Genomic DNA, 24,669 nt, shown 5'->3' on the forward strand with positions numbered 1-24,669 from the left:
CAGCCGGCCACTTAATACCTCCATCCGGTTGTGCCGACCCGGTTCGACGCGGAAGGGGCGGGCGACATCACCCTGGCGTGATTTGAGGCTTGCGCGTCGCTTGGCCGTGTCGCAGAGACCACGGCAGACCGATACTGCGAGCCGGCGAAGGGTGGGGAACCCGCCCGGGAGGGCCGCGAAGGAATCCAGGCATGCGTTTGTCCTCCCCGGCCTTCGCCAACGGCGAGCCCCTGCCCCGCCGCTTCGCCTGCGACGGCGAGAACCTGTCGCCCCCGCTGCAATGGAGCGGCGCGCCTCCCGGAACCCTGGGCTTTGCCCTGGTGTGCACTGATCCCGACGCCCCGCGCGGCACCTTCCACCATTGGGGCGTGTTCGACTTGCCGGCCAGCACGGGCAAGCTGACCGAGGGCCATGTGCTGTACGGCATGCGCGGCGCCGTCAATGATTTCGGCCGGACCGGCTATAGCGGCCCGTGCCCGCCGCGCGGCTACGGCGCCCATCACTACGTGTTCGAGCTGTTCGCCGTGAATGTCGCGCGGCTGGACTGCGGCCTGCAGCCGAACTGCGCCGACGTGGCGCGGGTGGCGCGGCGCCACGCCACCGCCATCGCCCGCCTCACCGGCCTCTACGCCCGCGGCTTCGAGCCCGGAGGCGGCACCGGACAGCGCAACAGCTCGTCCTCCACCTCTTCGTCGTCCAACTGGCTGAAATCGTCGTAAAAGGCGCCGATGGCGTCGAACGCGCGCGGCGTCAGCAGGCACACCAGGTCATCCACCTGGCGCCGCAGCGCGGCCAGCGTCTCGGCCGGCGCCACCGGCACCGCCAGCACCAGCGCCTTTGGCCGCAGCGCCCGCAGGGCGCGAAGCGCTGCCGTCACCGTGGCGCCGGTGGCGATGCCGTCGTCCACCACGATCACCACCCGCCCGGCAACGGGCACGCGTGGCCGCGCGCCGAGGTAGCGGACGCGCCGGCGCTCGATCTCCTCCAGCTCCCGCCGCCGGATCGCGTCGAAGGTGGCCGCATCGACGCCGCCAAAGGCGATGATGTCGGTGTTGCGGACCACGATCGGGTCAGCTCCCAGGCCCTCCACCACCGCGCCCATGGCAACCTCCGGCTGGTCCGGCAGGCCGATCTTGCGCACCAGCACCAGGTCCAGCGGGGCGTGAAGCGCCCGCGCCACCTCGGCGCCGACCGGAACGCCGCCCCGCGGCAGGGCGAGCACCACCGGATCGCGCGCCGCGTAGCCCGCGAGCGCCGCCGCGAGCTGGCGTCCGGCATCGGCGCGGTCGCGAAATCGCCTCATGTCCGCCTCTCCCCTCCACCGGCGCGCAGATGGCGGATGAACCAGTCCGCGGACCGCTGGGCCACCGCATCGAGCGCGCCCGGCTCGCCGAACAGGTGCCGCGCGCCGGGAATAACCTCCAGGGTCACCGGGCCGCCGAAGCGGATCAGCGCCCGCCGGTTCAGCTCCAGCACCTCCCGGTCGGCGCCGCCGACCAGCAGCAGCGTCGGCGCCCGCACATGCGCCAGCGCCGACAGCACCAGATCGGGCCGCCCGCCCCGCGCCACGATGGCACCGATCGCACGATGGCCGCCGGCCGCGACCAGCAGCGCCGCCGCCGCCCCCGAACTGGCGCCGAACAGTCCGAGAGGAAGCGCCTGAGCCTCCCCCTCGCCAGCCACCCAGTCAAGCGCCTGCGCCAGCCGCTCGGACAGCAGCACCGGATCGAACATCTTCCGCTCGTCCCCAGCCTCCCACGGCAGCAGCAGATCGAACAGGAGGGTGCCGAGGCCAGCGCCCTGGAGATGCTCCGCCACCGCGATATTGCGCCGGCTCAGCCGGCTCGACCCGCTGCCATGGGCGAACACCACCAGCCCTCGCGCGCGCTCCGGCACGCTCAGCAGACCAGCGAGGCCGAGCGGCGCGACGACCACCTCGCGCCAACGGGATGAAGCCGTGTCATCCACCATGCGACAGGGCCCTCGCGCCACGTTAACTCCGTCATTTTCACCGTGCGGCGAACGCGCGATCATTGATCGAACGCAAGCCGCCCGCGTTTCCACCAAGTCCTCACCGCAGCCACGCGACCGGATCCGGCGGCCCCGCCGGGGCTTGAGCCGCGACGGCATCGCCCCTTGCGCCAAGCCACTCATGACGCAGTCCTTTTCCGCCAACAATGAGCCTCTCCACCCGCAGGCGAAGCTAAACCATGGCGCGCATGCATCAATAAATCTACCGCGAAAGACCCACATTCCCCCGACAGCTGATATATGTATAAAGTATTTTATTGCAAATAAAATTGTCTTTTATTGTTATAAATAATAATATGTACATTTTACTTTATTAATAAAATGTAACACAATATAATATACGATATGTATATCCATAATAATAACAACATTAATATGAAATATAGACGGAAATTTGACACAATCGCCATTTTCCACATATGCTCCACTATCGACATATGAACGATGAGCTTCTTCGGAAGCCTCGCCGGGCAAGGCTCACCTCCAAGGCCGCCACCAAGGCCGCCACCAAGTCTTGCCCCATTCTTGCCCCGTCGCCCCCCGTTTCAGGCGGGACGCGGCACGCCCTCGCAACACAGAGGGGTCCCATGACCGACCGCGAAGCCCTGGCCCACCCGACCCGGCGCCCCGCCCCGGAGCCAACGGCGCCAAAGCCCTACGAAACCCTTGCCGTCATCGGCGGCGGCGCCTGGGGCACGGCGCTCGCCATCGTCGCCGCCCGGGCGGGCCGCGAGGTGCGCCTCTGGCTGCGCGAGCCGGAGCGGGCCGCGGAGATCGCCCGCACCCGGCGCAATCTTCCCCGCCTCGGCGACATCGCCATTCCCGAACGGGTGGCGCCGACGGCGGACCTCGCGGCGGCGCTCCGGGGGGCGCAAGCCGTGCTGCTCGCCACCCCCTCGCCCACGGTGCGCGAGATGGCGGGGCGGATCGCGGCGCTGGGCGCGCCGGACGCGCCGCTGTTCGTCAGCGCCAAGGGCATCGAGGCCGGCACCGGGCTGATGATGTCCGCCGTGGCGCGCGCGATGGCGCCGCGGCGCGTCATCGGCGTGGTCTCGGGTCCCAGCTTCGCCCATGAGACTGCGGCGGGCCACCCCACCGCCGTCACCGTGGCCTGCGCCACCACCCCCGACGCTCCTCCTTTGGCCCGCGCCGGTGCCCGCATGGCGGCGAGCCTCACCGACGCCAGCTTCCGCCCCTACGTCTCCGACGACATGGCCGGGGTGGAGGTGGGCGGAGCGGTGAAGAACGTCGTAGCCATCGCCTGCGGCCTGCTGGCCGGGGCCGGCTTCGGCGAGAACACGCGGGCGGCCCTCATCACCCGGGGCCTCGACGAGATGAAGGAACTGGCCGTCCGCCTCGGCGGCCGGCGCGAGACGGTCACCGGCCTGTCGGGCATGGGCGACCTGGTGCTCACCTGCTCCAGCCCGCGATCGCGCAATTTCCGCTACGGCTTCGCGCGCGGCGCCGGCACGGCCAATGCCGAGGTGTTCGACGGCGCCCCGGTGCTGGTGGAAGGCCGCCACAACGCCATCACCGTCACCGATCTCGCCCGCCGGCTCGGCCTTCACATGCCCATCTGCGAGATGGTGCGCGCCGTGGTGGCCGACGCCCGGACGGTCGGCGAGGCGTTCGCCGCGTTCTGGGCCGCGCCCATCCAGGCGGAGCCGCGCGCGCTCGACCTCGCCTTCCCCCATCCGGCGGGCGCGGCGGTGGCGCGGCAATTCGAGGAGATGATGCCATGAGCGCGGCGGCCGCCTGCCCCGTTCGCCCGGCTGCAGCCGGCTGGCGCCTGGTGCTCGCCACCGACCTCGACGGCACCTTCCTCGGCGGCACGCCGGAGGACCGCGCCCGGCTCTACCGCTGGATCGCCCGCCACCGCGCCGAGATCGGCCTCGTCTTCGTCACCGGCCGCGACCTCGACTTCATCCGCGCCCTGTGCGCCGGCGCGGTGGCGGATGCGCCGGACGCGCCATCGCCCGACTATGTGGTGGCCGATGTCGGCACCACGGTGGCCCGCATGGAGGTGACCGACGGCGGCCCGCGCCTGATACCGCTGGCGGAGCTGGAAGCCCCCATCGCCGCCGCATGGGGCGATCGCTCCGCCTTCGTGCGCGCGACCCTGGCCGACCAGCCCGGCCTGCGGCTGCAGGAGACGGCCTTCCGCCATCGCGTATCCTATCACTACGACCCCGCCCGCCACGACCCCGCCGCGACGGCGCCGCTGCGGGCGGCCGGGCTCGACATCCTCGTCTCCGCCGGCCGCTTCCTCGACGTGTTGCCAGGCGGCGTGAACAAGGGCTCCACCCTGCTCGCCCTGCTCGATCACCTGGCGCTGGACCGCGACCGCGTGCTGGTGGCGGGCGACACCCTGAACGACCTCGCCATGTTCCGCACCGGCCTGCGCGGCGCGGTGGTGGGCGGCGCCGAGCCGGCGCTTCTGGCCGAGACCGGCGCCCTGCCGCGCGTCCGCCACTGTCGCGCGGCCGGCGCGGCGGGAATCGCCGAAGCCATCTCGGCCTTCGGTCTCCATCCCCAGCCCCCGGAGGCCTTCGCATGAAGTCCGATCTCGTCATCGTCTATCACCGCGCGCCCTACGAGGAGGCCGTGGAGAATGGCGAGACGGTGCTGAAGGAGCACGCCAGCCCCAACGGCATCGTGCCCACCCTCAAGGCCCTGATCGGCCGCATCGACCACGCCGCCTGGGTGGCCTGGAAGGAGGCCGCTGACCCCGCCAATCCGGATTTCGAGCGGGTGGTGGAGATTTCCGACAGCTTCGGCACCTACACCGTCAGCCGTTTGCCGCTCACCGCCGAGCAGGTGAGAAGCTTCTACCACCAGACCTCCAAGGAGGCCTTCTGGCCCATCCTCCACGGCTTCAAGGAACGCTACAATTACGACCCGGTGGACTGGCCCACCTTCCGCGCTGTGAACTGGGCCTTCGCCGAGGCAGCAGCGCAGGAAGCCGCCGACGACGCAGTGGTGTGGGTGCACGACTACAACCTGTGGCTTGTGCCCGGCTACCTGCGGCAGCTCAAGCCCTCGGTCCGCGTCGCCTTCTTCCACCACACGCCATTTCCCGCCCCCGACATGTTCAACGTACTGCCGTGGCGCAAGGAAATCGTCGACAGCCTGCTGACCTGCGATGCGGTCGGCTTCCATGTGCCGCGCTACGCGCAGAACTTCATGGCGGTGGCCCAGGCCCTGGCCGGGGCCCGGCCCCTGGCGGACGGACGAACCGACCCGCGCCTCACCCGCGCCGGCGCCGCGCTCAACGAGGCGTCCACGCCCCTCGCCCTCGCCGTGGACGGGCGCACGGTGCGCATCGACACCACTCCGGTGGGCGTGAACTTCCGCTACATCGAGGAACTGGCCGCCGCCCCCGCCGTCAGCGAGAAGGTAGCGGCGCTGCGCGCCGGGCTCGACGGCGCCAAGCTGGTGCTTTCGGTCTCGCGGACCGATTACACCAAGGGCAACGTGCAGCAGCTTGAAGCCTTCGAGCGGCTGCTGAAGCGCCGGCCGGAACTGCACGGGCGGGTGCGCTTCATGCTGGTGTCGGTGGGCGCCACCCGGGGCATGAGCATCTATGAGGACGTGCAGCAGCGCATCGAGGAGCTCACGGGCCGCATCAACGGCGCCTTCGGCAGCTTCGAATGGCAGCCGGTCTCGCTGATCTCCACCGCCATCCCGCTGCCGGAACTGGTGGCTTACTACCGTGTGGCGGATGTGGCCGCCATCACTCCGCTCGCCGACGGGCTGAACCTGGTCGCCAGCGAATTTTGCGCCGCCCAGGGCGAGGGCGGCCGGGGGGTGCTCATCCTGTCCGAATTCGCCGGCGCGGCGGTGCTGCTGGATGGCGCCATCCCGGTGAACCCCTTTTCCAACGCCCACATGGACCGGGCCCTGGACCAGGCCCTCGCCATGGAGACGGGCGAGGCGGAGGACCGCATGGCCAGGCTGCGCGCCTGCGCCCGCCGCTTCACGCTGGAGGCATGGGCCGAGGCCACCCTCGGCGGCTTCGCCGCACTGCGCGCGAGCACGAGCGTGGACGAGGAGACATTCGCTCTGGCGCGGCGCCGGGCACGCCGGTATATGGAGGGCAGGTCCCCGTAGCTCAGCAGGATAGAGCACAGGTTTCCTAGAAAATTGGGCACCCGGCGCGGAAACGGCCGGCGTGAATCCGCTCAAAGTCGGGGAAAGCTTCGGCCCTGCGGCCATGCCGATCCCGAGCCAAGCCTTCCGGCCCCGTGCCGGACAGGAAGGTGTAGAGACTAGACGGGCGGCGCCTAAAGCGCGGCGGAAGCAATCCGCCCGCGCCATGGCGAAGGGATAGTCCAGACCACGAACGCCGGCGGGCCACACGGAGCCGACCGGGCGGCGGTGAAAGCCGAAGTGGGATGAAACCTGGTGTCGCGTGTTCGAGTCACGCCGGGGACACCACCATGAGCGTCACGCATCTCCGGGCCGGTCGCGGCCGGCCCGGAGATGCGCGCGTGCCGCCCGGTGCCGGGCCCCCGATGGCGGGCCCCCTGGCCCGGGCACCCTGGCCATCGCCTGCGGTGGGAGATCCGCGCCTTGCCCCATATGCTCTGCAGACGCCGTTTCACCGCCGCCACCCTGATCGGCGCCGCCGGCCTCTGGCGCGTGCCCGCCGCCAGCGCCGGAGATATGGCGCGACAGCTCGCCGACATCGAAACCCGCTCCGGCGGGCGCCTGGGCGTCGCCGTCCACGACACCGGAAACGGACGCCGCTGGACCCACCACGCCGATGCGCGCTTTCCCCTCAACAGCACCTTCAAGGCCTTCGCCTGCGCCGCCCTGCTGGCGCGGGTGGATGCCGGTGCGGCCAGCCTCGACACCCGCGTCGCCATCGAGCCGGCCGCCGTCGTCGCCCATTCCCCGGTCACCGCGCCGCGCGCCGGCACCGCCATGAGCCTGCGCGACCTGTGCGCGGCGGCCACCGCCGTGAGCGACAACACCGCCGCCAATCTCGTCCTCGCCGCCATCGGCGGACCACCGGGGCTCACCGCCTTCCTGCGCCGCATCGGCGACGCGACAACGCGGCTCGACCGTTGGGAACCCGACCTCAACGCCGCCACCCCCGGCGACCCGCGGGACACCACCACGCCCGATGCCGCCGCCCGCAGCCTGGAACGGCTGGTGCTGGGCGACACGCTCCAGGCCGGCTCCCGCCGCCAGCTCACCGCCTGGCTGGAAGGCAACACGGTGGCCGCGCCGCTGCTGCGGGCGAGCCTGCCCGCGTCCTGGCGCATCGCCGACCGCTCCGGGGCCGGCGGCCACGGCTCGCGGGGCATCATCGCCGTGGCCTGGCCGCCGGACCGTGCGCCGGTGGTGATCGCCATCTACCTTACCGACACGCCCCTGCCGCTCGCCGGGCGCGATGCGATCATCGCCGAGGTCGGCCGCGCGCTGGGGGCGGCGCTGGCCTGACCCCCCCGACGGCGGCGGTCAGCCGCCCCGCCGGCGGAACACCAGGGACAGGTTGTTGGCGGGCATGGACACCACCTCCGCCAGATCGAGCCCGGCATGGATGGCGCAGGCCTCCACATCCTCCAGCATCCGCAGGCCCCAGAGGGGATCGCGACGGCGCAGGTCGGCGTCGAAGGCGGCGTTGCCCGGCGTCATCGGCGCGCCGATCCGCCGGAAGGCGCCATAGACATAGAGCACACCGCCTCCCGGCAGCAGCCGGCCGGCACCGCGCATGAGCCCCTCGGTTGCCGCCCAGGGGCTGATGTGCAGCATGTTGATGCAGACCATCGCGTCCACCGGCCCCACCGGCCAGTTGGCGGCGGCCGCGTCCAGGGCCAGCGGCGGGCGGACGTTGGCCAGCCCCTCGGCCGCGATCCAGGCGGCAATGGAAGCCCGGGCCTCGGCGGACGAATCGGAGGGCTGCCAGATGACGTCCGGCCGCCGGCGGGCCATGTGGATCGCATGCTCGCCGGAGCCGCTCGCCACCTCCAGCACCCGGGCGGCGGGGCCGAGCAACGGATTGAGGATGGCGAAGATCGGCTCGCGATTGCGCACCACGGCGGGCGCCGACAATCGGGCATCGGATTCCAGACCGGACATGCGCGCCTCTCCCTCCCCACCGGAGCCCTCGCCCCACCGGAGCCCTCGCCCCGGCGAGGCCAGCTTGCCCGAGAGCGAAGGCCGCCTCAACCGCATGGCAACGCAGCGTAAGAAAGGGTGATCGCCCGCGCCCCGCCCCCGCCTTCAAGATGGCCGCCGTTTGCGGTACTCTGCATGTATGCCCACCTGTGATCCGAAAGCGTTGTCCGGCTGTGCGGTCAACGGCGGCGAAACCGTCAGCCGCGCCGGAGCGGTAGCAAGTGCCCTCGCCGGCGCGCTCGCCGGCGCCTTGGCGCTGTCGGCGCCCGTGGCGGCACACGCCGCGCCGGCACGGGCGGACTGCGCCGGCCCGACCTTCACGCAGGTGGCGCCTGTGCGCATTGGCGGCGTGGCGCCGGACGGCAGCCTGACGCTCGACGACGGCCGGCGCTTCGTGGTCGAGAACATCGTGGTGCCCACCCGCCTGGAACCGGTGGACGGGCTGGCGGAAGCCGCCGCCCGCGCCGGCATGGCTGCGGTGGAAGGGCATCCGGTGCTGGTCTCCGGTACCGCCACGGATCGTCACGGGCGCACCGTTGGACAGGCCCGCCTGACGGCGGCGGTGGAGGGGCGGGTGGACCTCGCGGCGGTGCTGGTGGCGGCCGGAGCCGCCTATGCGACGGGCGACGGCCCGTGCGCCGCCGCCCTTCTGGCCGTGGAGGCGGAGGCCCGCGGCGCCGGGCGGGGCCTGTGGAAACGGGCTGGGGCCGTGGCCGCGGCTGGCGACGAACGGGACATGGCGCGTCGGCGCGGTCTTCATGCCGTTGCGGAAGGCCGCATCCTGGCGGTTGGCGTACGCCGTGATCGCACCTATTTGAACTTTGGAGAAACCTGGCGGCGAGATTTCACCGTTATGGTCCGAACCTCGGATTTCGCCACAATCCTCGGGCATGGCCAGGATCCCGCCATGTTGCGCGGTGCTTTGGTGCGTGTGCGCGGTGTCGTGCGGGAACAGGGCGGCCCGGCAATCATGGTCCAGTCCCAAGCCGGCATCGAGCGGCTCGGGGAGCGAACGGGAAGCGAGGAGCGAAGGTGAGCGTGGAGGCCCGAAACGCGAACGTGCTCCGGCCGGATGCGCCGCGGCGTCGGCCGCGCGCGGGCGTTTTCGCCTTGCCGTTGGCCTTGCTTCTGGCGGCCTGCTCCACCGCCGCCCTGGACCAGGTGAGCGTGCCCCTCGCCAGCACCGCCGCGCCGTCGGAATATGCGGACATGACCCCCGCCCAGCGCCGGGAGCACGAGCGGCTGGTGGCGAGCTACGGCGGCGCCTATGACGACCCCGAGCTCAAGGCCCTGATCCAGCAGGTGGTGGAACGTCTGGTCGCCGCCTCGGAGCGGCCGGACCTCAAGTACCGCGTGACCGTGCTGAACTCCCCGGCGGTGAATGCCTTCGCCCTGCCGGACGGCTCCTTGTACGTCACCCGCGGCCTGCTGGCTCTGGCCAGCGACACCTCGGAAATGTCCTCGGTGCTGGCCCACGAAATGGCCCATGTGATCGCCCGCCACGCCAATATCCGCGAGGATCAGGTGAAACAGGCGGTGCTGGTGAGCCGGGTCATTTCCGACGTGGTCAACGATCCCGATCTCGGCGCGCTGGCCATGCAGAAGAGCCAGCGGACGCTGGCCTCGTTCTCCCGCGGGCAGGAGCTGGAGGCGGACGCCATCGGCGTCGGCATCGCCTCGCGCGCGGGCTTCGACCCCTACGGCGCCTCGCGCTTCCTCACCGACATGGGCAAGTCGGCGGACATGCGCTCGGCGGCGCTGGGGGGCACCTCCTCCACCACGCCCGATATGGACTTCCTGTCCTCCCACCCGGCCACGCCCGAGCGCATCTCCATCGCCATCGCCAACGCCCGGCAGTATGCCGCGCCCGGCGCCGGCGAGCGCGACCGCGCCGCCTACCTGTCCGCCATCGACGGCATGGTCTATGGCGACGACCCCAAGGAAGGCTTCGTGCGCGGGCGGAAATTCTTCCACCCCAAGCTCGGCTTCACCTTCACCGCGCCGGAAGGCTTCTCGCTGGAGAACACCTCCCAGGCGGTGCTGGGCGCCACCGGCTCGGGCCGCGAGGCGCTGCGCCTCGACGCGGTGCGCGTGACCCCCGACCAGTCCCTGGCGCAATACCTCTCCTCCGGCTGGATCGACGGGGTCGAGGTCAATACGGTGGAGACCCTCACGGTCAATGGCTTCACCGCCGCCACCGCCATCGCCCGGGGCGACCAGTGGTCGTTCCGCATGTTCGCGATCCGCTTCGGCTCGGACGTCTACCGGCTGATCTTCGCCGCCCGCGAGCTGACGCCGGAGCTGGACCAGCGCTTCCGCGCCGCCGCCTCCACCTTCCGCCGCGTCTCTTCCGGCGAGGCGGAATCGGTGCGGCCGCTGCGCATCCGCATCGTGACGGTGGGCTTCGGCGACAGTCCCGACAAGCTGGCCGCCCGCATGCAGGTGCCGGACCGGCACATGGAGCGCTTCCTGGTGCTGAACGGCCTGGACGGCAACGCCAAGCTGAAATACGGCGACAAGGTCAAGATCATCTCCGAATAGCCGCGACGGCCGCCGCTCGGCCGCCGCATGGCGCCCGCGGACCGCAGCAGGCTCTGGACGCCCGGTGAAGGCGGAGTCTCGTGCTGCCGCGCCTGTCCGCGCCTGTCCGCGCCTGTCCGCCCCTGGGTGAACCGGGCGCCATGGCCCCCGTTCACCTGCGGCCGATACCGGCCCGGCCCCTCCCCTCCTCCGCCCGTCGACGCCGCCTGCAGCGGAGGCGCGCCCGGCGCGCGACCGGGTGTTTGGCCGTGCAGGCGATTATTGCATTGCAGCGAAATCCGCCTAATCTAATAGCCGGCAAATCATAGTCCGGCGGAGGCTCCGGCGACTTCACGAGAGGGAGGGGCGCGGCCATGACCTTTTCCGTCACGCTGATCGATCTCGCCGGCTACGCGGCCCTCCTGCTGTGGGGCACCCACATGGTGCGCAGCGCGGTGGAACAGGCGCTGGGGCCGAAGCTGAAGGCCTTTCTGGCCCGGGCGCTGCGCAATCGCTGGCAGGGCTTCACCGCCGGGCTCGCCATCACCGCCCTGCTCCAGAGCAGCACCGCCACCGCCTTCATGGTGTCGGGCTTCGCCGCCGCCGGGCTGGTCAATCTGGTGCCGGCGCTGGCCGCCATGCTGGGCGCCAATGTGGGCACCACCCTGATCGTGCAGGTGCTGTCGTTCGACATGGCGGCGGCGGCCCCGGCGCTGGTGCTGGCGGGGCTGCTCATGTTCCGCTCCCAGCGCGGCTCCCTGGCCCATGATCTCGGCCGCGCGGTGATCGGCCTCGGCCTCATCCTTCTCGCGCTGCACCAGCTGGTGGACCTGATGCGCCCGCTGGAGGACGCGCCCTCCCTGCGCATGCTGCTGGGGGCGGTGGCGACGGTGCCGGTGCTTGATGTGATCCTGGCCGCCGCCCTCACCTGGGCGGTGCATTCCTCGGTGGCGGTGGTGCTGATCGTGATGTCGCTGGCGAGCCAGGGCGTGGTGCCGCCCAATGCCGCCTTCGCCCTGATTCTCGGCGCCAACCTCGGCAGCGCCCTGGCGCCGGTGCTGGAGGCGGCCGGCGGCAGCGACCCCACGGCGCGGCGCCTGCCGGTGGGCAATCTCATCAACCGGGCGCTGGGGGTGGGGCTGGCGCTGGTCTTCATCGAGCCCATCGGCCGCCTCATGGTCACGCTCCAGGGCGACCCCGGGCGGGCGGCCGCGGACTTCCACACCCTGTTCAACCTCATTACGGCCGCGGCCTTCCTGCCGGTGCTCACCCCGTTCTCGGCGCTGCTGCAGCGCCTCTATCCCGACCGTGCCGACCCCGCCGACCCGAGCCGCCCGCTCTACCTGGCGCCCGGCGCCCACGAGACGCCCATCGTCGCGGTGGGGGCGGCGGCGCGCGAAGCCATGCGCCTTGCCGACACGGTGGGCGACATGCTGGCGGGCGCCCGCGACGCGCTGCTCTCCGGCGACCGCCGCCGGCTGGCGGAAACCCAGGAGATGGACGACATCCTCGACCGGCTCAACAGCGAGATCAAAACCTACCTCACCGCCCTGGATCCCGCCGAGCTGACCGCCGCCGACCGGGCGCGGGTGGACGAGATCCTGACCTTCGCCACCAACATGGAGCAGGCGGGCGACGTGGTGAACCACAACCTGCTGCTGCACGCCTCCAAGCGGCTGAAGCGCGGCCTTTCCTTCTCGCCCGAGGGCCGGCGCGAGCTGGAGACGCTGTTGAATCGCCTGGGGGAGAACGTGCGCCTCGCCGCCTCCCTGTTCCTGACCGCCGATCCGCGCGCCGCGCGCCTGCTGGCGGGGGAGAAGGCCGCCTTCCGCGCCAGCGAGAGCCTGGCCACCCGCACCCATTTCGACCATCTGCGCTCCGGGCTGGTGCATCTGGCGGAGGCGAGCACGCTGCATCTCGACCTCATCCGCGACCTGAAGCTCATCAATGCCCACATCGTCGCGGCGGCGGCCTATCCGGTGCTGGAGCGCAGCGGCGAATTGCTCACCAGCCGCCTCGCCGACGACGCCGCCAGCCATCCGGCCTGACGCCGGCCCGGCGGAAAGCACGGAAGCCGGCTTGCGATCCACGGCGCGACGTGGATAATACGCGCCCACGGCCTGGGGTGCCGCGCGCACGCGGCTGAGATCATACCCATATAACCTGTCTGGATCATGCCAGCGTAGGGAGATGCCGATGAGCGAGAGCTTGTCGTCTGTTTCGTCACCGTCCGCCGGCTCCGCTCCCGCCGGCGAAACGCGTCCACGCGTCGCCATCGTCGGTGCCGGCGTCATGGGGCTGTCCCTGGGCTGGCGCCTCGCGCGGGCCGGTTGCGCGGTGGATATTTATGAGGCCGGCGTCGCCGGGCGCGGCGCCAGCCATGCCGCCGCCGGCATGCTGGCCGCCTGCGCCGAGGCCGAGCCGGGCGAAGAGCAACTGCTGGCCCTGAACCGCGCCAGCCAGGCCCTGTGGCCCCAGTTCGCCGCCGAGCTGGAAGCCGAATCGGGCGCCAGCGTGGACCTGCGCACCGAGGGCACCCTCACCATCGGCCTCACGGCCGATGACGCGGCCCGGCTGCGGCACCTGTTCGCCCTCCAGACCGCCCTCGGCCTGCCGGTGGCGTGGCTCACCGCCGCCGCGGCGCGGCGCCGCGAGCCCCATCTCACCGGCCAGATCTCGGGTGCCATCCTCAGCGCCGAAGACCACCAGGTGGACAACCGCAAGGTGGTTGCCGCCCTCGCCACCGCCGCTGCCCGGTCCGGCGCGCGGCTGCACGAGAACAGCCCGGTTTCCCGCGTCGCCACCAGCGCCGGCAAGGCGCTCGGCGTGGTGGTTGGCGATGCGCTCCAGCCGGCCGACGTGGTGATCCTTGCCGCCGGCGCCTGGAGCCGGGGCGTGGACATCACCCCGGCCACGCCGCTGCCGGTGCGCCCGGTGAAGGGGCAGATGCTGGCCTTGCGGATGAATCCCAACGCGCCGCTGGTCCAGCACGTCATCTGGGCTCCGAACTCCTATATCGTGCCGCGCCTCGATGGCCGCCTGATCCTCGGCGCCACCACCGAGGAAAAGGGCTTCGATACCGATCTGACCGCCGGCGGCCTGCTCGCCCTTCTCACCTACGCCTGGCGCGCGCTGCCGGCGCTGGAGGAGCTGCCCATCGCCGAGCAATGGGTCGGCTTCCGCCCCGGCAGCCGAGACGACGCGCCCATCCTCGGGCCCAGCCCGGAGGTGGACGGGCTCGTCTATGCCACCGGCCACCACCGCAATGGCATTCTGCTGCTGCCGGCGACAGCCACGGTCATCGCGGATTTCGTCCTCGAGGGCCGCCTCGATGCGATCGCCGCACCCTTCGGCGCCGGCCGCTTCGCGCCGTGCGCGGCGGCGGAGTGAGCCCGATGGCCTCCGCCCCGCTGGCGCTCACGGTGAACGGCGCCGCCGAGGTGCTGGACGCCGCGACGGACGCAGCCACCCTTGCCGACCTCATCGGCGCCAAGGGCCTCGATGCCGCGCGCAAGGGCATCGCCGTGGCGCTGAACGGTGCCGTGGTGCCCCGCCGCGCCTGGGCGCAGACCACCCTGGCCGACGGCGACACGGTGGAGATCATCACCGCCAAGCAGGGCGGCTGACGGGCCCGCCAAGGCCACACCCAGAACAAACACAACACCGAGAACGCCCATGAGCACCAGCACCGATCCCCTCGTCATCGCCGGGCGCAGCTTCGCCTCGCGCCTGTTCCTGGGCACGGCTGGGTATCCGAACCAGAAGGTGTTCCTCGACGCGCTGGCCGCCTCCGGCGCGGAAATGGCGACCGCCTCCATCCGCCGCATCAGCCTCGCCGGCTATGAGGAGAGCCTGACCGAACTCATCACCGGCCGCGTTCACATCCTGCCCAATACCGCCGGCTGCCAGACCGCGAAAGACGCGGTGCTGACCGCCGAGCTCGCCCGCGAGGCGCTGGAGACCGACTGGGTGAAGCTGGAGGTGATCGGCGACCGGGAGTTGCTCTATCCCAATGTGGAGGAACTGCTGAAGGCCACAGAGGAGCTGGTGAGCCGGGGCTTCGTCGTCCTGCCCTATTGCAATGACGATCCCGTCACCTGCCAGAAGCTGGCGGACCTCGGCGCGGCCACGGTGATGCCGCTCGGCTCCATGATCGGCTCGGGGCTGGGCATCGCCAATCCGCACATGATCGAGCTGATCTGCGCGCGCTCGCCAGTGCCGGTGGTGCTCGACGCGGGCCTCGGCACCGCCTCCGACGCCGCCCTGGCCATGGAGCTGGGATGCGCGGCGGTGCTGCTCAACACCGCCGTGTCAAAGGCGCACGACCCGGTGCGCATGGCCGCCGCCTTCCGCGCGGCGGTGGAGGGCGGGCGGCTGGCGCGGCTGGCTGGCCGCATCCCGAAGAAGCTGCACGCCGAAGCCTCCAGCCCCGAATTCGGGCTGGTGGGAAGCTGAGCCGCGTGCTGCCGGCCCCGCCTCTGCTGCTCATCACCGATCGCCGCCAGGGACGCGGCGACCTCGCGGACGTGGTGGCAGCGGCCTGCGCCAGCGGCTGCCGCTGGGTCAGCCTGCGCGAGAAGGACCTGGCGGAGGCCGAGCAACTGGCCTTGTTCGCCCGGATTCGGCGCGCCGCCGCGCCATTCGGCGCCCGCCTGACCCTGCACGGCACTCCGGAGCTCGCCTGCGCCGCGAGCGCCGATGGCGTGCACCTGCCAGACGGCGCCGACCCGGCGCGGGCGCGCGCCCTGCTCGGCGCGGGCGCGCTCGTGGGCCTCTCCGTGCATCGGCCAGCCGGTGCGGAGGTCGACCGGGGGGATGTGGACTACATCACCGCCAGCCCTGTGTTTCTCACGGCCTCCAAGCCTGGCCACGGCCCAGCCCTCGGCCTTGGCGGCCTGTCCGCGTTCGTGGCGGCGGCATCGGTGCCAGTGGTGGCGCTGGGGGGCATCACGACGACGACCGCCGCCGCCTGCCGTATGGCCGGCGCCGGCGCCATCGCGGTGATGGGCGACGTGATGCGCGCGCAAGACCCCCGCCGCACCGTCGCGGCGCTGATCGCCGCTGTCGGGCGCGGGCCGTCTTCGTCCTGACCGCGCGTCGTCCTGAACACGAAACCCACCGTCGCGCCGGGGTGCTCGCCATGGTAGCGTCATTCCCGGGAGAGGGGCTCTCCTGGGGATGACGCCGGCCCGTGGATGGGCGGGACACCCCTCACGCACGGCGCTTCAGGCTTTCGGATGAACCGCGAGCCGCATCGCCCAAGGACTTTCCGGGGGCACACATGATCACACGCCGTTCTTTGCTGGCAGGACTCCTGGCATGCCCGGCCTGCGCCGGGGCCGCGCGCGCCGGCGGCGCCCATTGGAGCTATGAGGGCCATGGCGGTCCCGAGGAGTGGGGCGCGCTGGAGAAGGACTTCCAGGCCTGCTCGATCGGCACTCAGCAATCGCCGATCAACCTCACCGGCGCCGTCCGGGCCGAGGCCTCCGGTCCCGCTCTGTCCTGGAAAAACGCGCCGTTCAAGGTGGTCAACAACGGCCACACCATCCAGCTCGACGTGGCCGGCGACGCTGGCGGCGCGGAGCTGAACGGCAAGCGCTACACCCTGCGCCAGTTCCACTTCCACGCGCCCAGCGAGCATGCCCTGAACGGCAAGCGCACCGCCATGGAAGTGCATTTCGTCCACGCCGCCGAAGACGGCGGACTGCTGGTGGTGGGCGTGTTCCTGGTGCCCGGAGAGAAGAACGAGGCGTTCGCCACCGTCACCGCGGCCGCGCCGAAGAGCGAGGGCTCGGCGCCCCTGCCCGGCCCGTTCGATCCTTCCGCTCTGCTGCCGCAGGCGCGCGGGCTTTACCGCTACGAGGGCTCGCTCACCACGCCGCCGTGCTCGGAGGTGGTGGACTGGAACGTGTTCGCCACGCCGATCACCGTCGCCCAGGCCGACATCGACGCCTTCCGCGCCATTTTCCCCATGAACGCCCGGCCGCTGCAGGCGGTGAACCGCCGCTTCCTGCTGCAGCTGAACTGAAGCGCTGCGCCCGCCACCCGGCCGGACGCTGAAGACGGCCGGGTTGGCGTCCTGCAAGCCACCGAAGGCGCAATGCCCGGCGCGAAGACGCGCGCGGGGCGGGGCGGGTTCTGCGCCGCACGAGGCACCGCCGGCCTGAAGGCTATCGGCTCCGGCTTTCCACCACCATGCAGGGCGACGAAGTATCGGTACACAGCGTGAAGTCGTCGGAATACGCGCTTGATCGTGCAGCGAGAACGACGACACAGGGATGTTGCAAGGTGCCGCAGGCCTGGCCCTGCGCTTCCGCCGGCGCCACGGCACGCTGGATCACCGACACCGTGAGAGCGACGGCGATCACGGTGAGAATCGCCTTCGTGTAACGGTCGAGCATCGCATTCACCACTCTTTCAGGCTGAGGGCAGACGGTCTCACATTGGGTGCAAAAGAAAAGGGGCCGGTTCCCGCCGACCCCTTCCACCTCTGATCCCGAAAGGGAGAGCGCCAAACGGCTCGGTCGCCCTCCCCCTCTTCCCGGCGCGGTGTGAGGACAGCGCCGGGACACGACCGCTGAAGATGGCGAACCGGCACCTCGCCCGGCCACCGAGCCGAGCGCGCGCCGCAGCCGCGAACCTTCACGGACGGGCAAGGCAATGGCCGGACCACGCCGCAGCACCCTCATCCCCTCTCCCACATGCGGGGGAAGAGCGAAGCGCCCCGCCGGCCCGATCACGCCATCGGCATCACTTGACGAGCAGCAGGATCAGCTGCTGCCCGGCCGGCGCGTCAAGCTCCGCCTCGGTCAGCTTGCCATCCTTGTTGGTGTCGGCTTCGTTGAAACGGCCGCGGACGATCGTCAGCCATTCGTCCAGCTCAAGAGTCTGGTCGCCATCCTTGTTGACGGCGGCCCAGTCGGCATCGGTCAGGCGCCCCTTGGTCTCGCCCTTCTCCAGCGTGGTATCCTTGTCCGCGTTGAGAGCCTTGAAGGCCTTGGTGCCAAGGTCGATCACCTCGACGATCTCAAGGGTGTTGTCGCCATCCTTGTTGAACTTGGAAAGGACGTCCTTGCCGGTGGCGCCGGCGAAGGCCAGGCCCATGCCGGTGAGGGAGAACGCGGCGACGACGCCGAGACGGATCAACTGGCGCACCATGGGACGACCTCCTGGATCTTCGATTATCCGCTTTTGTACGCCGTCATGAGCGAGGCAGGCAATGCTGCCCGGCGCCGGGCAGCCCCAAAAGAAAAGGGCCGGCGCGCGGCCGACCCTTTCCGTGTCGCGTGAGGCGGAACCAAGCCCTGGGGGCTCAGTCCTCCTTGGCTTCTTCCGCGCGCTGCTTGAGGGCGGCGCCCAGGATGTCGCCGAGCGAAGCGCCCGAATCCTGCGAGCCGTAGGCGGCCACGGCCTCCTTCTCCTCGGCAATCTCCAGCGCCTTGACCGACACCTGCACCTTGCGCGCCTTGCGGTCGAACAGGGTGACGCGGGCATCCAGCTTGTCGCCCACCGAGAAGCGCTCGGGGCGCTGGTCGTTGCGGTCACGGGCAAGCTCAGAGCGCTTGATGAAGGCCGACAGGTCGGTGCCGGTGAGCTTCACCTCGATGCCGCCGTCCTTCACGTCGGTGACTTCGCAGGTGACGATGGAGCCCTTCTTGACATCGCCAGCCTCGGCGAAGGGATCGCCGGCGAGCTGCTTGATGCCGAGCGAGATGCGCTCCTTGTCCACGTCCACGTCGAGCACCACGGCCTTCACGACGTCGCCCTTGCGGTATTCGTCGATGACCTGCTCGCCGGGGCGGTTCCAGTCGAGGTCGGACAGGTGGACCATGCCGTCCACATCGCCGTCGAGACCCAGGAACAGGCCGAACTCGGTCTTGTTCTTGACCTCGCCCTCGACCACGGAACCGGGCGCATACTTCTCGGCGAAGGCCTCCCAGGGGTTCTGGAGGGTCTGCTTGAGGCCGAGCGAGATGCGGCGCTTGGCCGAATCGACTTCCAGCACCTGCACTTCCACTTCCTGCGAGGTGGAAACGATCTTGCCGGGATGGACGTTCTTCTTGGTCCAGCTCATCTCGGAGACGTGGATGAGGCCCTCGATGCCGGGCTCCAGCTCCACGAACGCGCCGTAGTCGGTGATGTTGGTGACGCGACCCTTGAAACGGGCCTCCACCGGATACTTAGCCTCGATGCCCTCCCAGGGATCGCCCAGGAGCTGCTTCATGCCGAGCGAGATGCGGTGGGTCTCGTGGTTGATCTTGATGATCTTCACCTTGACCGTCTGGCCGATGGACAGCACTTCGGTCGGGTGGTTCACGCGGCGCCAGGCGATGTCGGTGACGTGCAGCAGGCCGTCAATGCCGCCCAGGTCCACGAACGCACCGTAATCGGTGATGTTCTTGACCACGCCCTCGATGGCCTGACCCTCTTCGAGGTTCTGCACCAGCTCGTGACGCTGCTCGGCGCGGGTCTCTTCCAGCACGGTGCGGCGGGAGACCACGATGTTGCCGCGGCGGCGGTCCATCTTGAGGATCTGGAACGGCTGCTGATTGTGCATCAGCGGAGCGACGTCGCGGATCGGGCGGATGTCGACCTGGGAGCGCGGCAGGAACGCCACGGCGCCGTCGAGATCCACGGTGAAGCCACCCTTCACCTGGTTGAAGATCACGCCGAAGACCTTCTCGTTGGCGGTGAACGCCTTTTCGAGCTTGACCCAGCTCTCCTCGCGGCGCGCCTTGTCGCGCGAGAGGACGGCCTCGCCCATGGCGTTCTCGACGCGCTCGAGATAGACCTCGACCTCGTCACCCACCTTGATGGGGGCATCGCGGCCGGGGCCGGCGAACTCACGCAGGGCCACGCGGCCCTCGGTCTTCAGACCGATATCGATGATCGCCAGATCCTTCTCGATGGCGACCACGATGCCCTTGACGACGGCGCCTTCCTGGAGGTCGGCACGACCATAGCTCTCGTCGAGCAGGGCGGCAAAATCTTCACGGGTGGTTTCTACGGCGGACATTCACGCTCCAGACTTCATTGCGCCGGCGTCTCGTGTTGCGAGACCCGAACCGAACGGGTGTCCCGCGTTCTCCCGCGGGAAAACGTCGGAACGGCCGCCGACGTTCCATCGGCGGGCCGGCGCGAAGGCCGAACGGTGCGGGCTATGTCGAATTTCTGGCCTTGGAGGCCGCAAGGACCGAAGCGCGCTCAGCGAAAGCCTGGGTGGGGAGCCTCCGACGATCAGGGCGCGTATCCCGCGAACCCTGTCCCACCCGTCCGGTTCCCTGCCTTTGAGGGAGCACCGCTTCGTATTGCGCTCAGATAATGGAAAAGCCGCCCCATTGCAAGGGTTGGCGCCGTCACCGGCCACCGCCTTGAAACAAGGCCGCCGCGCCCCGGGGGACGCGGCGGCCGGATGACGGGCCAGGACGCGGGACGGATCAGCCGCCGCAGGCTTCCACCACGTCCTCGAAGGTGCGCAGGCCGGCGCGGGGCGCGTTCACGAGAACCGCCATATTGCCGGGGGCATGCTTGTTCTGCCACATCTTGGTATGCGCCTCGGGAATGCGATCCCAGGGGAACACCTCCGACATGCAGGGGTCCACGCGCCGGTCGACGATGAACTCGTTCGCCGCCGAGGCCTGCTTCAGGTGGGCGAAGTGCGAGCCCTGGATGCGCTTCTGGCGCATCCACACGTAGCGGGCGTCGAAGGTGATGTTGAAGCCGGTGGTGCCGGCACAGAACACGATCATGCCGCCGCGCTTGCCCACCAAAGTGGAGACCGGGAAGGTGCTCTCGCCGGGGTGCTCGAACACGATGTCCACGTCACGCTTGCCGGTGATGTCCCAGATCGCCTTGCCGAACTTGCGGGCTTCCTTCAGCCAGTCATTGTACTCGGGCGAGTTGACCTTGGGCAGCTGGCCCCAGCACTTGAAGTCCTTGCGGTTGATGACGCCCTTGGCGCCGAGGCCGAGCACATAATCGCGCTTGGTCTCGTCCGAGATGACGCCGATCACGTGCGCGCCGGAGGCCGCCGCCAGCTGCACGCCGAACACGCCGAGGCCGCCCGAGGCGCCCCACACCAGCACATAGTCGCCCGGCTTCACGGTGTGCGGCGGATGGCCGAACAGCATGCGGTAAGCGGTGGCCATGGTGAGGGTGTAGCAGGCGCTCTCCTCCCAGGTGAGGTGCTTGGGGCGGCGCATGAGCTGGCGCGCCTGCACCCGGCAGAACTGGGCGAAGGAGCCATCCGGCGTCTCATAGCCCCAGATGCGCTGGGTGGGGGAGAACATCGGGTCGCCGCCGTTGCACTCCTCGTCGTCGCCGTCGTCCTGGTTACAGTGCACGACCACCTCGTCGCCCACCTTCCAGCGCTTCACCTTGGAGCCCACCGCCCAGACGATGCCCGAGGCGTCGGAACCGGCGATGTGGTAGGGCACCTTGTGCACGTCGAACACCGAGATGGGCTCGCCGAGGCCGGCCCAGATGCCGTTGTAGTTCACGCCGGCGGCCATCACGTACACCAGCACGTCGTTTTCGCCGAGCTCCCAGGTGGGCACCACCTCAAGCTGGAACGACTGCTCGGGAGGACCATGCCGGTCGCGGCGGATGGCCCAGGCATACATCTTCGCGGGCACATGCCCGAGCGGGGGGATTTCCCCGAGCTCGTAGAGATCCTTCACCGCCGCACCTTCCGTTTGGCCCATAGCGTCCCGTCCTCTCTTATCCGACCCTGGCGAGCTCTTCGGCCACGTCCCTGGCCTTCGTATCGCGATGCAAACTAGCAGAGAAGAATTTCAAGTCGATAGCCCTCTCCCCGTCGCAAACTGTGAAACGCATCCACCCCCGCCCCGGGGTGGGGGCGGGATGGGCCTGGCACGCGGCCGGCCCCGGCGCCGCGCGCCAGATGACCCTGGACAAGCCCGGGACTTGGCCGCAACCGTAGGCGCACGGGCGCGCGCCCGGCGACACAGTCTGGGAAAGGTGAAGGCATGGGCTTGATTTGGATGATCATCGTCGGCGCCATCGCCGGCTTCCTGGCCGGGCAGCTGTTTCGCGGCTACGGCTTCGGCTTCGTCGGCAACGTGGCGGTGGGCGTGGTCGGCGCCCTCATCGGCGGCTTCCTCTTCGGCAATGTGGTGCTGGTGGGCGGGCTCGTGGGACAGATCATCTCCGCCACCATCGGCGCGGTGATTCTGCTGTTCATCATCTCGCTGGTGAAGCGCTGAGGCGCCTCATCCGCCCCTTGCCCAGCAAAGCGGCAGCAGCCGGCGCGCCAGTGGGGAAAATTTCCCATCGACGCGCCGCGCGTCGCGACGCACAATCGCGCCACCAAAAGGCAACAAACAACGGGGATCTGGGATGGTGGTTCGCGACAAACCTTGGCTTTTCCGCACCTATGCGGGGCATTCCACGGCGTCGGAGTCCAACAAGCTCTACCGCTCGAATCTCGCCAAGGGCCAGACCGGCTTGTCCGTCGCGTTCGACCTGCCGACGCAGACCGGCTACGACAGCGACCATCCCCTGGCCCGCGGCGAGGTCGGCAAGGTGGGCGTGCCCATCTCCCATCTCGGCGACATGCGCACCCTGTTCGAGGGCATCCCGCTCGCGAACATGAACACCTCGATGACCATCAACGCCTGCGCGGCGTGGCTTTTGTCGCTCTACATCGCCACCGCCGACGAGCAGGGCGCCGACCGCGCCAAGCTCCAGGGCACCACCCAGAACGACATCATCAAAGAGTACCTGTCGCGCGGCACCTATGTGTTCCCGCCCGCGCCCTCCATGCGTCTCACCAAGGACACCATCATCTTCACCACCGGCGACCTGCCGAAGTGGAACCCGATGAACGTGTGCTCCTACCACCTGCAGGAGGCCGGGGCGACGCCGGTGCAGGAGCTGGCGTTCGCGCTCGCCAACGCCATCGCCATCCTCGACACCGTGAAAAAGTCGGGCGAGGCGGAAGGGCCGGTGTTCGGCGAGGTGGTGGGCCGCATTTCCTTCTTCGTCAACGCGGGCATGCGCTTCATCACCGAGATGTGCAAGATGCGCGCGTTCGTGGACCTGTGGGACGAGATCTGCGTCAACCGCTACGGCATCACCGACGCCAAGCAGAAACTGTTCCGCTATGGCGTGCAGGTGAACTCGCTCGGCCTTACCGAGCAACAGCCGGAAAACAACGTCTACCGCATCCTGCTGGAGATGCTGGCGGTCACCCTCTCCAAGAAGGCTCGCGCCCGCGCCGTGCAGCTTCCCGCATGGAACGAGGCGCTCGGCCTGCCGCGTTCGTTCGATCAGCAATGGTCACTGCGCATGCAGCAGGTGGTGGCCTATGAAACCGACCTGCTCGAATATGGCGACATCTTCGACGGCTCCACCGAGATCGACCGCAAGGTGGAAGAGCTGAAGGAGCAGGCGCGCGCCGAGCTGGCCCGCATCGACGCCATGGGCGGCGCGGTCGCGGCCATCGAGAATTCCTACATGAAGCAGGCGCTGGTGGAATCCAACACCCGCCGCCTGGAGGCCATCGAGCGCGGCGACCAGGTGGTGGTGGGCGTCAACCGCTGGACCGAGAGCGAGCCTTCGCCGCTCACCACCGGCGAGGGCGCCATCCTCACCGTGCCGGAGGGCGTGGAGGCCGAGCAGATCGCCCGCCTGAAGGCTTGGCGCGAGGCCCGCGACGGCAAAGCCGTGGCGGCGGCGCTGGCGGACCTGAAGAGCGCGGCCCAGGAAGGCCGCAACATCATGGATCCGTCCATCGCCTGCGCCAAGGCCGGCGTCACCACCGGCGAATGGGGCACCTGCCTGCGCGAGGTGTTCGGCGAATACCGCGCCCCCACCGGCGTCGGCCGCGCCGCCCGGGTGGACGGCCAGGGCCTGGAGGAGGTGCGCAAGGGCGTGGACGCGGTGTCCGAGAAGCTCGGCCGCCGGCTCAAGTTCCTGGTGGGCAAGCCCGGCCTCGACGGCCATTCCAACGGTGCCGAACAGATCGCCGTGCGCGCCCGCGACTGCGGCATGGAAGTGGTCTACGAGGGCATTCGCCTGACCCCCGCCGAGATCGTGAACGCCGCCCTGGAAGAAAGCGTGCACGTGGTGGGCCTGTCCATCCTCTCCGGCTCCCACGTGCCGCTGGTGCGCGACGTGATGGAGCGCATGCGGGCCGAGGGCCTCACCGACATTCCAGTGGTGGTGGGCGGCATCATCCCGCCGGAGGACGAGGTGCAGCTCAAGGGCTTCGGGGTGGCGGCGGTCTACACGCCGAAGAATTTCGAGCTCAACCGCATCATGGCCGACATCGTCTCCATCGTGGATGGCGAGACGCAGAAGGCGGCCTGATCCACCGCGCCGGCATGCCTTGCGCCCGCCCCAGTGGCGGGCGCTTTGCTTCCGGGTGCCTCGCGCGGGGTAGCCGGCCTCCCGCGCGCGCTCACGCCCCCGCCGGGCGCCCGCTCACCACGGTGCGGATGGCGAACGACGACTGGATGCGCGCGACCCCCGGCAGGCGCGACAGCACTTCCTTGTGCAGGCGCTCGTAATCGGCCGCGTTCTTCACCTCGATCTTGAGGATGTAGTCCGACAGGCCGGTCATCAGGTAGCAGTCCGTCACCTCGGGGCAGCGCCGCACCGCCGCTTCGAATCGGTTGAGGAATTCCTCGGTCTGCCGGTCCAGGGTGATCTGCGTCAGCACCACCAGCTTGTCGTCCGCGCCCAGGGCATTGAGCAGGGCCGTGTAGCCCCGGATGACGCCTGTGCGCTCCAGCTGGCGCATGCGGCGCAGGCATGCCGACGGCGACAGCCCCACCTGGGCCGCCAGGTCCGCATTGGAGATGCGACCGTCGCCCCGCAGCACCCGGATGATGCGCTCGTCGACCTCGTCGAGGCTCGGCATGGACAGATTCTTCCCTGAAACGGCAGGAAATTGCAAGGCTACAGCGCCACCACGCAACTTATGTCGCCGATTCGTCTGAACTGCCGCGCGGTCCGGCGTAACATATC

The 24,669-nt window shown here is 69.9% G+C and carries 23 protein-coding genes and 1 riboswitch; of the genes, 15 read left to right on the top strand and 8 right to left on the bottom strand.

Features of this window, described 5'->3' with window-relative positions:
* Positions 1-191 precede the first annotated feature (191 nt).
* The gene (locus V5F53_RS08425; protein ID WP_393997159.1) at positions 192-719 is read left to right on the top strand and encodes a YbhB/YbcL family Raf kinase inhibitor-like protein; all 528 of its coding nucleotides are present in this window, start codon (positions 192-194) and stop codon (positions 717-719) included.
* On the opposite strand, the gene V5F53_RS08430 is transcribed toward V5F53_RS08425, so the two are convergent.
* Positions 626-1,303: a phosphoribosyltransferase gene (locus V5F53_RS08430; RefSeq protein ID WP_393997160.1), complete on the bottom strand. Its 678-nt coding sequence runs from the start codon at positions 1,301-1,303 to the stop codon at positions 626-628. The genes V5F53_RS08425 and V5F53_RS08430 overlap by 94 nt on opposite strands.
* On the bottom strand, positions 1,300-1,971 hold the full coding sequence (locus V5F53_RS08435) for a dienelactone hydrolase family protein (RefSeq protein WP_393997161.1): 672 nt from the start codon (positions 1,969-1,971) through the stop codon (positions 1,300-1,302). The genes V5F53_RS08430 and V5F53_RS08435 overlap by 4 nt, the downstream gene beginning before the upstream one ends.
* 647 nt (positions 1,972-2,618) lie before the next feature.
* Between V5F53_RS08435 and V5F53_RS08440 the strand changes: the two genes are divergently transcribed.
* From V5F53_RS08440 to bla, 4 genes are all read left to right on the top strand, one after another.
* On the top strand, positions 2,619-3,773 hold the full coding sequence (locus tag V5F53_RS08440; protein WP_393997162.1) for an NAD(P)H-dependent glycerol-3-phosphate dehydrogenase: 1,155 nt from the start codon (positions 2,619-2,621) through the stop codon (positions 3,771-3,773).
* On the top strand, positions 3,770-4,588 hold the full coding sequence (locus V5F53_RS08445) for an HAD-IIB family hydrolase (protein WP_393997163.1): 819 nt from the start codon (positions 3,770-3,772) through the stop codon (positions 4,586-4,588). Before V5F53_RS08440 ends, V5F53_RS08445 begins: the two co-directional genes overlap by 4 nt.
* The gene (gene ggpS, locus V5F53_RS08450) at positions 4,585-6,141 is read left to right on the top strand and encodes a glucosylglycerol-phosphate synthase (protein WP_393997164.1); all 1,557 of its coding nucleotides are present in this window, start codon (positions 4,585-4,587) and stop codon (positions 6,139-6,141) included. Before V5F53_RS08445 ends, ggpS begins: the two co-directional genes overlap by 4 nt.
* Before the next feature lie 471 nt (positions 6,142-6,612).
* Positions 6,613-7,479, top strand: a complete 867-nt coding sequence (gene bla, locus V5F53_RS08455) for a class A beta-lactamase (protein ID WP_393997196.1) — start codon at positions 6,613-6,615, stop codon at positions 7,477-7,479.
* An 18-nt stretch (positions 7,480-7,497) separates the two neighbouring features.
* Here the strand turns inward: bla and V5F53_RS08460 are convergent, their stop codons facing one another.
* Entirely contained in the window at positions 7,498-8,118 is a 621-nt protein-coding gene (locus tag V5F53_RS08460) for a DUF938 domain-containing protein (RefSeq protein WP_393997165.1), read from the bottom strand.
* 160 nt (positions 8,119-8,278) lie between these two features.
* On the opposite strand from V5F53_RS08460, the gene V5F53_RS08465 reads away from it, so the two are divergent.
* The 8 genes from V5F53_RS08465 to V5F53_RS08500 all read left to right on the top strand — a co-directional run bounded on the left by V5F53_RS08465 (position 8,279) and on the right by V5F53_RS08500 (position 16,705).
* Positions 8,279-9,193, top strand: coding sequence for a thermonuclease family protein (locus V5F53_RS08465; RefSeq protein ID WP_509212989.1), 915 nt, complete (start codon positions 8,279-8,281; stop codon positions 9,191-9,193).
* A gap of 74 nt (positions 9,194-9,267) precedes the next feature.
* Entirely contained in the window at positions 9,268-10,698 is a 1,431-nt protein-coding gene (locus V5F53_RS08470) for a M48 family metalloprotease (RefSeq protein WP_458575947.1), read from the top strand.
* Positions 10,699-11,051: 353 nt separating this feature from the next.
* Positions 11,052-12,725 (top strand): Na/Pi cotransporter family protein, encoded by a 1,674-nt coding sequence (locus V5F53_RS08475; protein ID WP_393997167.1) that lies wholly within the window; start codon positions 11,052-11,054, stop codon positions 12,723-12,725.
* 63 nt (positions 12,726-12,788) lie between these two features.
* Positions 12,789-12,885, top strand: a riboswitch (TPP riboswitch).
* Positions 12,874-14,067: a glycine oxidase ThiO gene (gene thiO / locus V5F53_RS08480; protein WP_393997168.1), complete on the top strand. Its 1,194-nt coding sequence runs from the start codon at positions 12,874-12,876 to the stop codon at positions 14,065-14,067. Its footprint overlaps the riboswitch before it by 12 nt.
* A 5-nt stretch (positions 14,068-14,072) precedes the next feature.
* A complete protein-coding gene (gene thiS, locus V5F53_RS08485; RefSeq protein ID WP_393997169.1) occupies positions 14,073-14,303 on the top strand; it encodes a sulfur carrier protein ThiS in 231 nt (76 codons plus the stop codon).
* 49 nt (positions 14,304-14,352) lie between these two features.
* Positions 14,353-15,132 carry a thiazole synthase gene (locus tag V5F53_RS08490; RefSeq protein ID WP_393997170.1) on the top strand — a complete coding sequence of 260 codons (780 nt, stop codon included), beginning with the start codon at positions 14,353-14,355 and terminating at the stop codon, positions 15,130-15,132.
* A 5-nt stretch (positions 15,133-15,137) separates the two neighbouring features.
* Positions 15,138-15,767, top strand: coding sequence for a thiamine phosphate synthase (locus V5F53_RS08495; protein WP_393997171.1), 630 nt, complete (start codon positions 15,138-15,140; stop codon positions 15,765-15,767).
* A gap of 191 nt (positions 15,768-15,958) precedes the next feature.
* Positions 15,959-16,705 carry a carbonic anhydrase gene (locus tag V5F53_RS08500; RefSeq protein ID WP_393997172.1) on the top strand — a complete coding sequence of 249 codons (747 nt, stop codon included), beginning with the start codon at positions 15,959-15,961 and terminating at the stop codon, positions 16,703-16,705.
* Between the two features lie 142 nt (positions 16,706-16,847).
* Here V5F53_RS08500 and V5F53_RS08505 read toward each other — a convergent pair whose 3' ends face one another.
* The 4 genes from V5F53_RS08505 to ccrA form a co-directional block, all read right to left on the bottom strand.
* Positions 16,848-17,078 (bottom strand): hypothetical protein, encoded by a 231-nt coding sequence (locus V5F53_RS08505; RefSeq protein ID WP_393997173.1) that lies wholly within the window; start codon positions 17,076-17,078, stop codon positions 16,848-16,850.
* A gap of 349 nt (positions 17,079-17,427) precedes the next feature.
* Positions 17,428-17,835: an EF-hand domain-containing protein gene (locus V5F53_RS08510; protein WP_393997174.1), complete on the bottom strand. Its 408-nt coding sequence runs from the start codon at positions 17,833-17,835 to the stop codon at positions 17,428-17,430.
* Positions 17,836-17,989: 154 nt separating this feature from the next.
* On the bottom strand, positions 17,990-19,693 hold the full coding sequence (rpsA, locus tag V5F53_RS08515; RefSeq protein ID WP_393997175.1) for a 30S ribosomal protein S1: 1,704 nt from the start codon (positions 19,691-19,693) through the stop codon (positions 17,990-17,992).
* A 421-nt stretch (positions 19,694-20,114) separates the two neighbouring features.
* Positions 20,115-21,380 carry a crotonyl-CoA carboxylase/reductase gene (gene ccrA / locus V5F53_RS08520; protein WP_393997176.1) on the bottom strand — a complete coding sequence of 422 codons (1,266 nt, stop codon included), beginning with the start codon at positions 21,378-21,380 and terminating at the stop codon, positions 20,115-20,117.
* Positions 21,381-21,665: 285 nt separating this feature from the next.
* On the opposite strand from ccrA, the gene V5F53_RS08525 reads away from it, so the two are divergent.
* Positions 21,666-21,902, top strand: coding sequence for a GlsB/YeaQ/YmgE family stress response membrane protein (locus V5F53_RS08525; protein ID WP_393997177.1), 237 nt, complete (start codon positions 21,666-21,668; stop codon positions 21,900-21,902).
* A gap of 133 nt (positions 21,903-22,035) precedes the next feature.
* On the top strand, positions 22,036-24,009 hold the full coding sequence (locus tag V5F53_RS08530; protein WP_393997178.1) for a methylmalonyl-CoA mutase family protein: 1,974 nt from the start codon (positions 22,036-22,038) through the stop codon (positions 24,007-24,009).
* 91 nt (positions 24,010-24,100) lie between these two features.
* On the opposite strand, the gene V5F53_RS08535 is transcribed toward V5F53_RS08530, so the two are convergent.
* Positions 24,101-24,562 carry an Lrp/AsnC family transcriptional regulator gene (locus V5F53_RS08535; RefSeq protein ID WP_393997179.1) on the bottom strand — a complete coding sequence of 154 codons (462 nt, stop codon included), beginning with the start codon at positions 24,560-24,562 and terminating at the stop codon, positions 24,101-24,103.
* Positions 24,563-24,669: the final 107 nt, after the last annotated feature.

The sequence above is a fragment of the Xanthobacter cornucopiae genome (assembly GCF_043195065.2).
In the GTDB taxonomy this organism is placed as follows: Bacteria; Pseudomonadota; Alphaproteobacteria; order Rhizobiales; family Xanthobacteraceae; genus Xanthobacter.

Bases quoted from the DNA above. Each gene is read 5' to 3' on its own strand.
- ggpS (WP_393997164.1), top strand. From the start codon at position 4,585: ATGAAGTCCGATCTCGTCATCGTCTATCACCGCGCGCCCTACGAGGAG.
- thiS (WP_393997169.1), top strand. From the start codon at position 14,073: ATGGCCTCCGCCCCGCTGGCGCTCACGGTGAACGGCGCCGCCGAGGTG.
- ccrA (WP_393997176.1), bottom strand. From the start codon at position 21,380: ATGGGCCAAACGGAAGGTGCGGCGGTGAAGGATCTCTACGAGCTCGGG.
- bla (WP_393997196.1), top strand. From the start codon at position 6,613: ATGCTCTGCAGACGCCGTTTCACCGCCGCCACCCTGATCGGCGCCGCC.
- V5F53_RS08510 (WP_393997174.1), bottom strand. From the start codon at position 17,835: ATGGTGCGCCAGTTGATCCGTCTCGGCGTCGTCGCCGCGTTCTCCCTC.
- V5F53_RS08425 (WP_393997159.1), top strand. From the start codon at position 192: ATGCGTTTGTCCTCCCCGGCCTTCGCCAACGGCGAGCCCCTGCCCCGC.
- V5F53_RS08430 (WP_393997160.1), bottom strand. From the start codon at position 1,303: ATGAGGCGATTTCGCGACCGCGCCGATGCCGGACGCCAGCTCGCGGCG.
- V5F53_RS08435 (WP_393997161.1), bottom strand. From the start codon at position 1,971: ATGGTGGATGACACGGCTTCATCCCGTTGGCGCGAGGTGGTCGTCGCG.
- V5F53_RS08505 (WP_393997173.1), bottom strand. From the start codon at position 17,078: ATGCTCGACCGTTACACGAAGGCGATTCTCACCGTGATCGCCGTCGCT.
- thiO (WP_393997168.1), top strand. From the start codon at position 12,874: ATGAGCGAGAGCTTGTCGTCTGTTTCGTCACCGTCCGCCGGCTCCGCT.
- V5F53_RS08475 (WP_393997167.1), top strand. From the start codon at position 11,052: ATGACCTTTTCCGTCACGCTGATCGATCTCGCCGGCTACGCGGCCCTC.
- V5F53_RS08440 (WP_393997162.1), top strand. From the start codon at position 2,619: ATGACCGACCGCGAAGCCCTGGCCCACCCGACCCGGCGCCCCGCCCCG.
- V5F53_RS08445 (WP_393997163.1), top strand. From the start codon at position 3,770: ATGAGCGCGGCGGCCGCCTGCCCCGTTCGCCCGGCTGCAGCCGGCTGG.
- V5F53_RS08460 (WP_393997165.1), bottom strand. From the start codon at position 8,118: ATGTCCGGTCTGGAATCCGATGCCCGATTGTCGGCGCCCGCCGTGGTG.
- V5F53_RS08500 (WP_393997172.1), top strand. From the start codon at position 15,959: ATGATCACACGCCGTTCTTTGCTGGCAGGACTCCTGGCATGCCCGGCC.
- V5F53_RS08530 (WP_393997178.1), top strand. From the start codon at position 22,036: ATGGTGGTTCGCGACAAACCTTGGCTTTTCCGCACCTATGCGGGGCAT.
- V5F53_RS08525 (WP_393997177.1), top strand. From the start codon at position 21,666: ATGGGCTTGATTTGGATGATCATCGTCGGCGCCATCGCCGGCTTCCTG.
- V5F53_RS08535 (WP_393997179.1), bottom strand. From the start codon at position 24,562: ATGCCGAGCCTCGACGAGGTCGACGAGCGCATCATCCGGGTGCTGCGG.
- V5F53_RS08490 (WP_393997170.1), top strand. From the start codon at position 14,353: ATGAGCACCAGCACCGATCCCCTCGTCATCGCCGGGCGCAGCTTCGCC.
- rpsA (WP_393997175.1), bottom strand. From the start codon at position 19,693: ATGTCCGCCGTAGAAACCACCCGTGAAGATTTTGCCGCCCTGCTCGAC.